This window comes from Micromonospora echinofusca (assembly GCF_017614955.1).
In the GTDB taxonomy this organism is placed as follows: domain Bacteria; phylum Actinomycetota; class Actinomycetes; order Mycobacteriales; family Micromonosporaceae; genus Micromonospora; species Micromonospora echinofusca_A.
In genome coordinates, this window is record NZ_WVUH01000199.1 from 1 (window position 1) to 13,492 (window position 13,492).

The 13,492-nt window shown below is 72.1% G+C and carries 9 protein-coding genes; all 9 read right to left on the reverse strand.

Annotated features, from left to right (window positions below; all coding sequences use genetic code 11):
- Positions 1 to 130 precede the first annotated feature (130 nt).
- The 9 genes from gatB to mnmA all read right to left on the reverse strand — a co-directional run bounded on the left by gatB (position 131) and on the right by mnmA (position 13,456).
- Complete coding sequence (gene gatB, locus GSF22_RS21065; RefSeq protein ID WP_208815454.1) at positions 131 to 1,633, reverse strand: Asp-tRNA(Asn)/Glu-tRNA(Gln) amidotransferase subunit GatB; 1,503 nt, start codon at positions 1,631 to 1,633, stop codon at positions 131 to 133.
- Positions 1,634 to 1,647: 14 nt separating this feature from the next.
- Entirely contained in the window at positions 1,648 to 3,123 is a 1,476-nt protein-coding gene (gene gatA, locus GSF22_RS21070; RefSeq protein WP_208815455.1) for an Asp-tRNA(Asn)/Glu-tRNA(Gln) amidotransferase subunit GatA, read from the reverse strand.
- Positions 3,120 to 3,425, reverse strand: a complete 306-nt coding sequence (gatC, locus tag GSF22_RS21075) for an Asp-tRNA(Asn)/Glu-tRNA(Gln) amidotransferase subunit GatC (RefSeq protein ID WP_091190253.1) — start codon at positions 3,423 to 3,425, stop codon at positions 3,120 to 3,122. Before gatC ends, gatA begins: the two co-directional genes overlap by 4 nt.
- Positions 3,426 to 3,637: 212 nt before the next feature.
- Positions 3,638 to 4,606, reverse strand: a complete 969-nt coding sequence (locus tag GSF22_RS21080) for a hypothetical protein (RefSeq protein ID WP_208815456.1) — start codon at positions 4,604 to 4,606, stop codon at positions 3,638 to 3,640.
- Positions 4,607 to 5,233: 627 nt separating this feature from the next.
- Positions 5,234 to 7,705: a putative bifunctional diguanylate cyclase/phosphodiesterase gene (locus GSF22_RS21085; protein ID WP_208815457.1), complete on the reverse strand. Its 2,472-nt coding sequence runs from the start codon at positions 7,703 to 7,705 to the stop codon at positions 5,234 to 5,236.
- A gap of 157 nt (positions 7,706 to 7,862) precedes the next feature.
- The gene (gene ligA, locus GSF22_RS21090; RefSeq protein ID WP_208815458.1) at positions 7,863 to 10,022 is read right to left on the reverse strand and encodes an NAD-dependent DNA ligase LigA; all 2,160 of its coding nucleotides are present in this window, start codon (positions 10,020 to 10,022) and stop codon (positions 7,863 to 7,865) included.
- A 115-nt stretch (positions 10,023 to 10,137) separates the two neighbouring features.
- Positions 10,138 to 11,157, reverse strand: coding sequence for an ADP-ribosylglycohydrolase family protein (locus GSF22_RS21095; RefSeq protein ID WP_208815459.1), 1,020 nt, complete (start codon positions 11,155 to 11,157; stop codon positions 10,138 to 10,140).
- A 113-nt stretch (positions 11,158 to 11,270) separates the two neighbouring features.
- Positions 11,271 to 12,275, reverse strand: a complete 1,005-nt coding sequence (locus GSF22_RS21100; RefSeq protein ID WP_208815460.1) for a methionine synthase — start codon at positions 12,273 to 12,275, stop codon at positions 11,271 to 11,273.
- Positions 12,276 to 12,385: 110 nt separating this feature from the next.
- Positions 12,386 to 13,456 carry a tRNA 2-thiouridine(34) synthase MnmA gene (gene mnmA, locus GSF22_RS21105; protein ID WP_208815461.1) on the reverse strand — a complete coding sequence of 357 codons (1,071 nt, stop codon included), beginning with the start codon at positions 13,454 to 13,456 and terminating at the stop codon, positions 12,386 to 12,388.
- Between the last annotated feature and the right edge of the window lie 36 nt (positions 13,457 to 13,492).

The following is a 13,492-nucleotide window of genomic DNA, read 5'->3' on the forward strand; positions in this document are numbered from 1 at the left end:
GTAGTGCGTTCCGGCCCTGCCCACCACGGTCAGATCGGTGAGGGCACTGTTCGCGCTGCGGTGGACCCGGGGTGTTAGGAAGGGCCCCTTCCTATACCGGAAACGATAGGAAGGGGCCCTTCCCAACCGGTCAGCCTTCGGCGCCGAGGCGCGTCAGGATCAGCTCGCGGACGGTCTTGGCGTCGGCCTGGCCCCGGGTGGTCTTCATGACCGCGCCGACCAGTGCACCGGCCGCCGCGACCTTGCCGCTGCGGATCTTCTCGGCGATGTCCGGGTTCGCGGCGATCGCCTCGTCCACGGCGGCGGTCAACGCACCAGTGTCCGAGACCACCTCCAGCCCCCGGTTGCTCATGATCTCGGTGGGCGTGCCCTCGCCCGCGATCACGCCCTCCAGCACGGTACGGGCCAGCTTGTCGTTGAGCTTGCCCGCGTCGACCAGGCCCTGGAGCTCGGCGACCTGGTGCGGGGTGGCACCGATGTCGGACAGCTCGACCCCGGTCTCGTTGGCCCGCCGGGACAGCTCGCCCAGCCACCACTTCCGGGCCGCCGCCGGACTGGCGCCCGCCGCCACGGTCTGCTCGATCAACTCGACCGCACCGGCGTTGAGCACGGACTGCATGTCCTGGTCGGACAGGCCCCACTCCTGCTGGAGCCGGCGGCGGTGCAGCCGGGGCAGCTCGGGCAGGGCCGCCTTCAGCTCGGCGACCCACGTCGGGTCCGGGGCCAGCGGCACCAGGTCCGGCTCCGGGAAGTACCGGTAGTCGGTGGCGGTCTCCTTGGACCGGCCCGAGGTGGTCTCCCCGGTGTCCTCGTGGAAGTGCCGGGTCTCCTGGGTGATCCGGCCACCGGCGTCGAGTACCGCCGCCTGCCGGAGCATCTCCGAGCGGACCGCCCGTTCCACCGAGCGCAGCGAGTTGACGTTCTTGGTCTCGGTGCGGGTACCCCACTCGGCGGTGCCGGCCGGGTGCAGCGACGTGTTCACGTCGCAGCGCAGCGAGCCCTCCTCCATCCGGACGTCGGAGACGCCGAGCGAGCGGATCACGTCCCGCAGCTCGGTGACGTACGCGCGGGCCACCTCGGGGGCGAGCGCACCGGTACCGGGGACCGGCTTGGTGACGATCTCCACCAGCGGGATGCCGGCCCGGTTGTAGTCGACCAGCGACTCGGTGGCCCCGTGGATCCGGCCGGTGGCGCCGCCGACGTGCAGCGTCTTGCCGGTGTCCTCCTCCAGGTGCACCCGCTCGATGCCGATCCGGACCAGCTCGCCGTTGACCTCGACGTCCAGGTACCCGTCCACGCAGAGCGGCTCGTCGTACTGGCTGATCTGGAAGTTCTTCGGCATGTCCGGGTAGAAGTAGTTCTTCCGGGCGAACCGGCACCACTCGGCGATGGAGCAGTTCAGCGCCAGGCCGATCCGGATGGTCGCCTCGATGGCCGCCTTGTTCGCCACCGGCAGCGAGCCGGGCAGGCCGAGGCAGACCGGGCAGACCCGGGTGTTCGGCTCGCCGCCGAAGTCGGTCGGGCAGCCGCAGAACATCTTGGTGTTCGTACCCAGCTCGACGTGGGTCTCCAGGCCGATCACCGGCTCGTAGCGCGCGACCACCTCGTCGTACGCGGGCAGTGTCGTGGTCATCGGTAGCTCCTACCTCACAGGGCCGGCGGGGTGAGGGTGCCGACGGCGCTCTCCAGCGCGGCGGCGACCCGGTACATCCGGTCGTCCGCCATCGTCGGCGCCATGATCTGCAGACCGACCGGCAGCCCCTCGGAGAGCCCACAGGGGACCGAGATGCCCGGGCCGCCGTACAGGTTGGTCGGGATGGTGTAGAGGTCGGCCAGGTACATCTGGTACGGGTCGGAGGTACGCGAGCCGATCGGGAACGCCACGAACGGGGTGGTCGGCGAGATCAACGCGTCGACCTGCTCGAACGCCGAGGTGAAGTCCCGGGTGATCAGGGTGCGCACCTTCTGCGCCTGCCCGTAGTAGGCGTCGTAGTAGCCCGACGAGAGGGCGTACGTGCCGATCATGATGCGCCGTTTGACCTCGGGGCCGAAGCCGGCCTCCCGGGTCAGCGACATGACCTCCTCCAGCGACCGGTTGCCGTCGTCGCCGACCCGCAGGCCGAACCGCACCCCGTCGAACCGGGCCAGGTTGGAGGAGCACTCGCTCGGCGCGATCAGGTAGTAGGCGGGCAGCGCGTACCGGAAGTGCGGGCAGGAGACCTCGACGATCTCGGCCCCCATCTTGGTGAGCGTCTCCACCGCCTCCCGGAAGGCGGCCTGCACGCCCGGCTCCCCGCCGTCACCGGAGAACTCGGTGACCACGCCGAGCTTCACCCCGGTCAGGTCACCGCTGGCGCCGAGCTTCGCGGCGGCCACCACGTCCGGCACCGGGGCCGGGATGGAGGTCGAGTCGCGCGGGTCGTGCCCGCCGATCACCGCGTGCAGCAGCGCCGCGTCGAGCACGGTACGCGCGCACGGGCCGGGGGTGTCCAGCGACGAGGAGAACGCCACCAGGCCGTACCGGGAGGTACCGCCGTAGGTCGGCTTCGCGCCGACCGTGCCGGTGACCGCGGCGGGCTGGCGGATCGAGCCGCCGGTGTCCGAGCCGATGGCGAGCGGAGCCTCGTACGCGGCGAGCGCGGCGGAGCTGCCGCCACCCGAGCCGCCCGGGATCCGGTCCAGGTCCCACGGGTTGTGGGTGGCGCCGTACGCCGAATACTCGGTGGAGGAGCCCATGGCGAACTCGTCCATGTTGGTCTTGCCGAGCATCACCGTGCCGGCCGCGCGCAGCCGCTGCACGATCGTCGAGTCGTACGGCGGGCGCCAGCCTTCCAGGATCTTCGACCCGACGGTGGTCGGTACGCCCTTCGTGGTGAGCACGTCCTTGACCGCGACCGGCACGCCGGCCAGCGGGCCCAGTTCCTCGCCGGCCGCCCGACGGGCATCCACCGCGCCGGCCGCCGCGAGCGCGCCTTCGGTGTCGACGTGCAGGAACGCGTTGACCCGGTCGTCGACGGCGGCGATCCGGGCCAGGTGGGCGCGGGTCACCTCGACGGCGGAGGTCTCGCCGCTCGCCACGAGCCCCGCGATCTCGGTCGCGGTGAGCCTGGTCAGGTCAGTCATGAAGCCACATCCTCGTCCAGGATCCGCGGGACGCGGAACCGCTGCTCCTCGGCGTCGGGCGCACCCGACAGCGCCTCCTGCGGGGTCAACCCGGGCACCACCACGTCCTCTCGGAGGACGTTGGTCAGCGGCACCGAGTGGGAGGTCGGCGGGATGTCCGCCGCGGCGACCTCACCGACCTGGGCGACCGACTGGAGGATCACGTCGAGCTGGCCGGCGAAGGTGTCCAGCTCCTCCTCCGTCACGGCGAGCCGCGACAGTCGCGCCAGGTGCGCGACCTCCTCGCGGGAGATGGCGGCCATGACGACCCCTTCCTGGCTATCTGCTGCTTGCCGACCTGCGCCGGATGCGCAGAGGGTGACGCGCCGAGTTTATGTGTCGACCCGTCCGGCGATGCGTTCGGCTCCCGACCAACGGCCCGGATACGTCCAGGCCCACACAGCAGTGTCGGGCGGGCACCGCCGGCTTCCTCCGCCGTGGTGCCCGCCCGACACTGGGGCGTCGATCGGCCCGCCTACAGCGGAAGTTTCGCCCGGGCCTGCTCGGCCGCGTCCTCGATGGCTTGCCATTCGCCATCGATGGTGGCCAACTGCGCCTCGTTGGTCTCGACGAACGCCGGCAGGAGCTGATCAAGTCGGGTCATGGCGGCACGCCAGGCGGGAACCCGACAACTCTTGTCCGCCGCTACAGCGGATTGCTGATAGGTGACGGCCGACGGCCATGCCGTAGACCGGGGACCGATCGGCTGACCGTCCGGGCCGATGAAGCGCTGGCGTACCGAGGACTGCAACTCGTTCAGGTCCTGCACCGGCACACCCTGCTTCGCCATACAGGCGGGGTACGACTCCATGGCGGCGGCGACCTTCTCGCCGCGGCCGACGTCTTCCAGCATGTCGTGGAACCTGCCACTGACGGCACCGGCGGCAGCAGGCTTGAACCGGTCCACGTACGTGTCGGTCGGCGGCTCACAGGACTCGACCTTGGCCAGGTAGAGCTGCCGCTGGTCCTCGGGCAGCGTCTCGAACCCGGGATTGCGGTGCTCCGGGACCGCCGCAGCGGCCTCCAGGGAGTTGACCAGTTGAGCCAGCACCGACTCCGCCCCTGGTTCCACGATCGCCGACACGCCCGTGGGCAGTGTGACGCGCGCCACTCCACGGTAGGACTCGTAGAACAGCGGCGGACTGTACGAGTAACCCGCCGCCGACATGCACTTCTTGATTGGCTCCTGATAGGCGACATAGGTCAGCACCTCGGAGGCGCCGCGCTGCCGTACGTTTCCGTTGATCTGCTCGTAGACATCGATCAGATCGGCGCCCACGGCCGCGGCCACGCCGTCGTCCACATTGGTGGTCGACGCACAGCCGATCGTGGCGAACGTCAGGGCAAGCCCGGATGCGACCAGGGCAGCGAGACCGCGACGGCGGCCCGGCAAGCGAACGAGAACGCCGAAGAACCCGGTCGAGGCGGAACGAGAATGATCCATACTGCTCTACTCAACTGGGCACTTCTCGGGTCGCCACCATCGTGGTAACGATTGGTGCCGTTGTCATCACGCACCCAGTATCGGGTGACGGTGTTGTTGTAGCCAATGCTGAAGTTCGCATCCTGAGTACCGACCGCGCAGGTTGCTCCCGAGTACTGGCCGTGTCGGTTGACGTCACTGCCTTCTGCGAGGCAGATCGGTAGCAGAGACGGGCGGCTCGTGCGTCAAAATGCCCGGACGAGACCGCCCAATCGAACCAGGTAGTCAGGCAGTAGCCGCTTCCCATCCCCCAGGCGTTGGCCGGCAGGGTGAAGGTCTTGCTGCTGGAAGACCAAGAGGCATAGCCATTACTATCCCCAAAATCGGCCGGACTCGGACCCACGTAGACACGTCCGGACCCAGACGAGGACCCCGTGCGGCAGTCCGCCCAAGCAGCGGTGGAACTATCCAACACAAGGACTGTCGCCAATATGGCGACTACGTAACTTTTCCGCCTCGCCTAACCTCCCGATCGATGAGACAGAATCCTACAAGGATGAGATCCTCGATGATGCTCTTGGCGACCTATCAGCCAAAAGTGGACTTTGGCCAGAATTTTGAGCTGGGCTCAGTACACCGACCGACCGGTCATCGCGTGGCGGGGCGCAGCGGCCGGTACCGGGCTAGCCAGGCGGTCAGCTCCCCGGCCGGCATCGGCCGGGCGTAGAACCAGCCCTGGGCCACCTCGCAGCCGGCCGCGTGCAGCAGCCGCCAGGTGCGCTCGTCCTCCACCCCCTCGGCGACCACCCGCAGTCCCAGGGCGCCGGCCAGCTCGATCATCGACCGGACGATGGCGGCGTCGTCGGGGTCCTCCGCCATGCCGAGTACGAACGACCGGTCGATCTTCACCTCGGAGAGTGGCAGCCGGCGCAGGTGCTGCATCGAGGAGTACCCGGTGCCGAAGTCGTCGAGGGCGATCGCCACCCCGATCTGGTGCAGTCGGGAGATGGTGGCCAGTACCCGCCGGGGGTCGGCCATCAGGGCGCCCTCGGTGATCTCCAGTTGCAGCCGGTCGGGCGGCAGGCCGTACCGCTGGAGCAGCTCGGCGATCCGGTCGGCGATCTCGCCGGTGTGCAGGTCCCGGACGCTGACGTTGAGGGCCGCCCGGACGGTGATGCCGGCGGCGTCCCAGCGGGCCAACTGCGCCAGCACGTCGTCGACGACCCGCCGGGTGAGCAGCCGCATCACCGCGCTCTGCTCGGCCACCCGGATCAGCTCCCCCGGGTCGACCATGCCCCGGACGGGGTGCCGCCAGCGCAGCAGCGCCTCCACCCCGACCACCTCGCCGGTCGCCACGGCGACCTGCGGCTGGTAGTACATGGTGATCTCGCCGACGTCCCCGGCCGGGCCGGGCTCGGCGTGCACGGGCCGCCCGGGACGGGACGGTGCTGCCCGATCCGGCGCCGCCTCCCGGCCCGGGGGTCCGTCCGGTGCCCCCTGCCGGCCGGTGGGTCCGTCGGATGATGCCTCCCGGGCCGGCGGCACGGTCGTCCCGCCCACCGTGGTCAACCGTCGGTGCGCCGCGCCCCGGCCGGTCGGGTCGGCACCGGCGATGATCCGGCTGATCAACTCGTCGGGCGGTACGCCCGGCCCGGTCGCCGGCCGACGCCAGCCGGACCAGTACCGCCGGTTCCCGCTACGTCCGCCGGGCCCGCCCCGTTGCCCGCCGCGCCCGCCGGATCCGCCCCGCTGCCCGCCGCCGGCCGGCACCGGGGCGGTACCGGTCAGCGTCACCACGTCGACCGCCGGCTGCCCCTGCTCCAGGACCCGGCGCAGGTCGGCCAGGAGGCTCAGCCGCTCCGGGGAGTTGTGGTCGGATTCGGCCGCGTACACGGCCACCGTGTCCCCCCGGTGCTTCGCCTCGTACATCGCCACGTCGGCGTGGCGCATCAGGGTCTCGAAGTCCTCGCCGTGCCGGGGGTAGAGGGCCACGCCGATCGAGCCGCCCACGTCGAGCGGCAGGCCGTCCAGCGCGACCGGCTCGGCCAGCCCGGCGACCACCTCGTCGGCGAGGCACCGGGCGTCCCCGGTGCCGCCCAACCGGGGCGCGACGATGGCGAACTCGTCGCCACCGAGCCGGGCGACCAGGTCACCGGGGCGTACCACGCTGGTCAGCCGTCCGGAGACCTCGATCAGCAGCCGGTCGCCGACGGCGTGCCCGAGCGCGTCGTTGACGTTCTTGAAGCGATCCAGGTCGATCAGCAGCAGGGCCAGGTGGGCGTCGGGTGCGCCCTTCGCCGCCAGGGCGGCATGCCGGCGTACCTGCTCGGCGACCTCCCGCAGCAGCGCCTTGCGGTTCGGTAGGCCGGTGAGCGGGTCCAGCGCCGCCAGTTGGGTCTGCTCGGTGGAGAGCCGCATCATCCGGTGCACCGCGACCAGGGGGATCAGCATCAGCGGGATGAGCGCGGCACTGACCTGGGCCGCCGCGACCAGTACCGGACCGAGCAGCAGCAGTGACCCGGTGGAGAAGAGTTCGAACGGCAGCCCCTGGCGGAACTCCGGCCACCATGGACCGCCGTGACGCAGCCGTTCCGCAGCGCTGGCCGTGCCGTACCGGACCACGAACCAGGTGATCGCGGCGCCGGTCATCACCGCCACGTCCTGCCAGCCGGGGCGGCCGTCGACCAGGAACGGACCACCGGGGGCGAGCCGGAGCACCAGGTCGGCGGCGGCGAACGCGCAGGCGTACTGGGCCACGGTGAAGCCGATCCGTCCCGGACTGTGCCGCAGGCGCCACCCCGAGACGGCGACGGTGAGCACCTGCACGGCAATGGCCGGGCCGGGGCCCCAGGCCAGCATGATCGCGAAGGTGAAGCAGATCGACGGGAACACCGGCGCGCTCTGCCGCCTGCCGGACCCGGCGAAGGGCCGGATGTCGCAGATGGCGGCCAGGGCGGCCATCGTCCAGAACGCCGCCGGCAGGTCGGGCAGCCGGTCGGGCAACGCGGCGAGCGGCCCGACGACGGAGATGGCGGCCACCGCGGCCACCGCGCTGACGAAGCCGAAGAACGCCATGACCCGACTCCGGGGTACGACGTTCCGCACGGCCGCCGGCTCCATCCGACCTCCCGACGCAGCGGTCCGGGGCGCGACGGTTGCCGCGCCGTGTGCCCCCATCAAACGCTGCGAACGGTGTTCTGCGTGGTACGACAGCCGCGAATAGGACGTAGTCGTAATTAACTTGGTATACGCGGCGACTTCCCGACAAGATCGATATTTACCCGGCGTTGCTTTCCGCGTCAGCCTGATCACGCTGCGCAACGGCACGGGCCGCCTCGGGACCTTCGCCCAGCAGGATCCGGAACCCCGCCTCGTCCAGCACCGGCAGTTTCAGGCTGACCGCCTTGTCCGCCTTGGACCCCGGGTTCTCCCCCACCACCACGAACGAGGTCTTCTTGGAGACCGAGCCGCTGACCTTGCCACCCCGCGACTGCACCGCCTCGGCCGCCTGGTCCCGTGAGAAGCCGGCAAGGGTACCGGTGACCACCACGGTCACCCCCTCCAACGGCCGGGGCCCCTCGTCGGCCCGTTCCTCGGCCATCCGTACCCCGGCCCTGGCCCACTTCTCCACCACGTCGCGGTGCCAGTCGACGGCGAACCACTCCTTCAGGCTCGCCGCGATCGTCGGGCCGACCCCCTCCACCGAGGAGAGTTCCTCCTCGGTGGCCGCCTCCATCGCCGGGATCGAGGCGAAGTGCCGGGCCAGTGCCTGCGCGGCGGTCGGGCCGACGTGCCGGATCGACAGGGCGACCAGCACCCGCCACAGCGGACGCTGCCGGGCCTCGGCGAGACTGTCCAGGAAGCGGCCGGCGTTGCTGCCCAGGGTGCCGTCCTTGTTGACGAAGAACGGCACCTTGGTGAGCCGCTCGGCGTCGAGGAAGAACAGGTCACCCTCGTCGGTGATCACCTGGGAGTCGAGCAGCGCGGCGGACGCCTTCTCCCCCATCACCTCGATGTCCAGCGCACCCCGACCGGCCAGGTGACTCAACCGTTCCCGCAGCTGCGCCGGGCAGGTCCGCGAGTTGGGGCAGCGGATGTCGACGTCGCCCTCCTTCGCCGGCGCAAGCGGCGAACCGCAGTCCGGGCAGGTGGTCGGCATGACGAAGGGGTGGGCGTCGTCCGGCCGCAGGTCGATGACCGGACCGAGCACCTCGGGGATCACGTCACCGGCCTTGCGCAGGACCACCGTGTCGCCGATCCACACCCCCTTGCGCTCCACCTCGCGGGCGTTGTGCAGGGTGGCCAACGCGACGGTGGACCCGGCCACCCGGACCGGTTCCAGCACCGCGAACGGGGTCACCCGGCCGGTCCGCCCGACGTTGACCTGGATGTCGAGCAGCTTGGTGGTGACCTCCTCCGGCGGGTACTTGAAGGCGATCGCCCAGCGCGGCGCGCGGCTGGTGGAGCCGAGCCGGCCCTGGATGGCCACCGGGTCGACCTTGACCACCACCCCGTCGATCTCGTGCTCGACGTCGTGCCGGTGCTCGGCGTAGTAGGCGATGTACTCCCGGACCCCGGCCAGGTCGGGGACCACCTGCCAGCGCTCGCTGGTCGGCAGGCCCCACGCCGTCAGCGCCGCGTACGCCTCGGACTGCGCCACCGGACGGAACCCGTCCCGGGCGCCGATGCCGTGCACCACCATCCGCAGCGGACGGGAGGCGGTCACCCGAGGGTCCTTCTGCCGGAGGCTGCCGGCGGCGGCGTTACGCGGGTTGGCGAACGGCGGCTTGCCCTGCTCGACCAGGGACGCGTTCAGGTCGGCGAACGCCTCGACCGGGAAGTAGACCTCGCCGCGTACCTCCAGCAGGTCGGGCAGCGTACCGAACCCGTCCGCCGGGGTCAGCTCGTGCGGCACCTCGCGGATGGTGCGGACGTTGCCGGTGACGTCCTCACCGGTACGGCCGTCGCCCCGGGTCGCCGCCCGGACCAGCCGCCCACGCTCGTAGGTGAGGTTGATCGCCAGGCCGTCGACCTTGGGCTCGCAGAGGTACGACACCGGACCGCCCGCCTCGCGCTCCACCCGCTCGGCCCAACCGGCCAGCTCCTCGTCGTCGAAGGCGTTGTCCAGCGACATCATCCGCTCGGCGTGGGTGACCGGGGTGAAGAGCGTGGAGAACGTCCCGCCGACCCGCTGGGTGGGCGAGTCGGGGGTACGCAGTGCCGGGAACTCCTCCTCCAGCGCCTCCAGCTCGCGCAGCATCGTGTCGAACTCGGCGTCGGAGACGACCGGGGCGTCCAGCACGTAGTAGCGGTACTGGTGGTCGGTCAGCTCCTGGCTGAGGGTGGCGTGCCGCTCCCGGGCCTCGACCGTCGGCTCGGCCCCGGCGGCAGCCTCCTGCTCCGGGCTGACCTGCTGCGGAATGGCTTCTTCGGACACCGGCGACCTCCGTCTCGCTACCCCCGCACGGTAGCCGGCCGGTCCGACACTGTTGCGCCCTGCCTGTTAACAAGGGGCCCTTCCTCTACCGAAAGCGATAAGAGGGGGCCCTTCCTTACCGGTCCCAGGTGTGGCCGAGGGTGGTGAGCTGGTCGGCGTACTCGATCCGGGTGGCCCACCCGGCCGGCCAGGCGGCCGTCCCGTGGGCCGCGCCGAGGAACGCCCCGGCCAGCGCCGCGATCGAGTCGGAGTCGCCGGCCGTGGTCGCCGCCCGGGCCAGCGCGGTCACCGGGTCGTCGGGGTGCCGCAGCGCGCAGAGCAGGGCGGTGGCCAGGGCCTCCTCGGCGATCCAGCCCTCCCCGGTGAGCAGGCACGGGTCGGTACCGTCGGCCGGCCGGGCCAGCGCGGCGTCGAGCCGGTCCAGCGCGGTCAGGCACTCGTCCCAGCCCCGGGCGATGAAGTCCGCCGGCGAGTCCACCCCCGGCTGCTGCCACAGGTCGCCGAGCCAGTCGGCCCGGTAGACCCGGTGCTGCTGCCGGGCCCGGTCGCGGAGCAGGCCGGGCAGGTCGGCCAGACCCGCGCCGTCGCAGAGCACCCGGACGGCGTACCCGGTCAGCTCGCTGGCGGCCAGCCCGGTCGGGTGCCCGTGGGTGAGACCGGCCTGCAACTGGGCCACCCCGGCGAGGGTGTCCAGGTCGTACCCGGTCACCAGCCCGACCGGGGTGACCCGCATGTTCGCCCCGCAGCCCTTGGAACCGGCCACGGTGGCCTGCTGCCAGCGGGTCCCCCGGGCCAGTTCGGCGCAGGCCCGCAGGCAGGTCATGCCGGGTGCCCGGTTGTTCTCCGGGCTCACGGACCAGGCCACGAACCGGTCCCGGAGCCGGGGTTCCAGGTCGGCCGGGGTCGCGGTCGGGGCGTCGTACAGCGCCCAACCGACCGCGAGGGCCATCTGGGTGTCGTCGGTGACCAGCGCGGGGTCACCGGTCAGCTCCCGGGGACCGGCCGGGCCGTACCGCCGCTCGATCTCGGCGACGGTGAGGAACTCGGTCGGCCTGCCCAGCGCGTCACCGTAGGCGAGGCCGAGGAGGGAGCCGGTGGCCCGCCGGGACGGTGCCCGGAACGGCGTGTCGATCATGGTCGCCATGATGCCCGGCTGCCGCAAGCACCGCCAGCCGGCGGATCCGGCCACCGGTACCCGGCACCACCGCACCGCCGGCCACCGGTGTCCGGTGTCCGGTGTCCGGTGGACTACTCCTCGGCGAGCCGGCGGCCGGCGTCCCGGCACGCGGCCAGCACCGCCCGCACGTGTTCCGGGGTCGCGCCGGCCAGCCCGCAGGCCGGGGTGACCACCACCTGCCGGGCGAGTCGGGTACGCGGGAACCCGAGCCGGTCCCAGAGCTGTCGTACCCGGTCGGCGACCCGGGCCGAGGTGGGTGCCGGGCCACCCGGCGTCGGCAGGGCCGGGGCGGCCCCGGCCAGCAGCCCGAGCCCGGCGTCGATCGCCTCGCCCAGCGGGTCGAGCTTCGTCACCAGATCCAGGTCGAGGGCCACGGCTACCGCCCCGGCGGACCGGATCAGCTCCAGCGGCACGTCGGCCGCGCAGCAGTGCACCACCACCGGCACCCCGACGGCCTCGACGACGGTACGCAGCAGGTCCCTGGCGGTGCTCTCCTCCACCGACCGGTACACCCCGAGCCCGCTCTCGGTGGGTACCCGTCCGGCGAGTACCGCCGGCAGCGACGGCTCGTCGAGTTGCAGTAGCACCTGGGCGTGCGGCAGGCGCCGCCGCAGGTCGGCGACGTGTCCCCGCAATCCCTCGGCCAGGGAGCCGGTCAGGTCGCGGACCGCCCCCGGGTCCCGCAGCATCCGCCCGCCGAGCGGCCGTTCCAGCCCGGCGGCGAGGGTGAGCGGGCCGGCCGCCTGCACCTTGACCGGCCCGGCGTACTCCTCGGCCTGGACGGTGAGCTGGTCGAGGTCCCGTTCCATCAGGTCCCGGGCCCGCCGCAGGTCCCGGCCCGGACGCAGCGCGATCCGCCACCGGGCCGCGTACAGCTCGACGGGCAGCTCCACCAGGAGCCCACCGGTCCGGCCGATCAGGTCGGCGCCCGGTCCCCGGGCGGGCAGTTCCGGTAGGTGCGGCAGGGCCGGCAGTTCACCGAGTACCACCCGCTGGGCCTCGGCGATGTCGGTGCCGGGCAGCGAACCGATGCCGGTCGCCGCGCCCGCCGGCCAGGGCCACGCAAGATCTGTCACGGCCGAAGGTTAACCCGTCGGACGGCCCCGGCGGTCGTTCCGCACCCCCGGGCCGCCCGGAAGATCCGGGTCGGACGGCTCCGGCGAGCGTCCGCGTCGACGCCGGCCGCTCAGGCGATCGTGGCGGAGCCGAGCACGATGTCGCCGGCCGGGTCCGGCCGGTACGCCACGATGGCCTGACCGGCGGCGACGCCACGGACCGGTCGACGCAGCTCGGCGTGCAGGCCGGACGGGTCGACCCGGACGGTGGCCGGTACCACGTCGCCGTGGGCCCGCAGCTGCACCTCGCACTCCACGGGCCCGTCCGGGCGGGGGCCACCGGTCCAGACCGGCCGCTCGGCGTGCACCGTGCCGACCTCCAGCGCCTCGGCGGGACCGACCGTCACCGTGTTGGTCTTCGGGGTGATGGAGAGCACGTACCGGGGCCGACCGTCCGGGGCGGGCCGGTCCAGGTGCAGCCCGCGCCGCTGACCGACGGTGTAGGCGTACGCCCCGTTGTGGGCGCCGACCACCTGCCCGGTGAGCGCGTCGACCACCTCACCCGGCGCCTCGCCCAGCCGGTCGGCGAGGAAGCGCCGGGTGTCGCCGTCGGCGATGAAGCAGATGTCGTGCGAGTCGGGCTTGTCGGCCACCGCCAGCCCGCGCCGGGCCGCCTCCGCGCGGACCTCGGCCTTGGTCGAGTCGCCCAGCGGGAACATCGACCGGTCGAGCTGCTCGCGGGTGAGCACGGCCAGCACGTACGACTGGTCCTTCGGCAGGTCGACGCTGCGCCGCAACAGGCCGTCCGGGCCGAGCCGGGCGTGGTGGCCGGTGACCACGGCGTCGAACCCGAGCGCGACCGCCCGGTCCAGCACCGCCGCAAACTTGATCTTCTCGTTGCAGCGCAGGCAGGGATTGGGGGTACGCCCGGCGGCGTACTCGGCGACGAAGTCGTCGACCACGTCGGCGTGGAACCGGTCGGCCATGTCCCAGACGTAGAACGGGATGCCGATCACGTCGGCGGCACGCCGGGCGTCCCGGGAGTCCTCCAGCGTGCAGCAGCCGCGCGCCCCGGTGCGGTAGGTCTGCGGGTTACGGGCCAGCGCCAGGTGCACCCCGGTCACGTCGTGCCCGGCCTCCACCGCACGCGCGGCGGCGACCGCCGAGTCCACCCCGCCGGACATCGCTGCCAACACCCTCACCGGGACACCCCTTTCAACCCGTCCACGGTACGCGCC

What these genes read in the sequence shown, in the direction of transcription:
- gatB (WP_208815454.1), bottom strand. Translation starts at nt 1,633, where the DNA reads ATGACCACGACACTGCCCGCGTACGACGAGGTGGTCGCGCGCTACGAG.
- gatA (WP_208815455.1), bottom strand. Translation starts at nt 3,123, where the DNA reads ATGACTGACCTGACCAGGCTCACCGCGACCGAGATCGCGGGGCTCGTG.
- gatC (WP_091190253.1), bottom strand. Translation starts at nt 3,425, where the DNA reads ATGGCCGCCATCTCCCGCGAGGAGGTCGCGCACCTGGCGCGACTGTCG.
- GSF22_RS21080 (WP_208815456.1), bottom strand. Translation starts at nt 4,606, where the DNA reads ATGGATCATTCTCGTTCCGCCTCGACCGGGTTCTTCGGCGTTCTCGTT.
- GSF22_RS21085 (WP_208815457.1), bottom strand. Translation starts at nt 7,705, where the DNA reads ATGGAGCCGGCGGCCGTGCGGAACGTCGTACCCCGGAGTCGGGTCATG.
- GSF22_RS21095 (WP_208815459.1), bottom strand. Translation starts at nt 11,157, where the DNA reads ATGATCGACACGCCGTTCCGGGCACCGTCCCGGCGGGCCACCGGCTCC.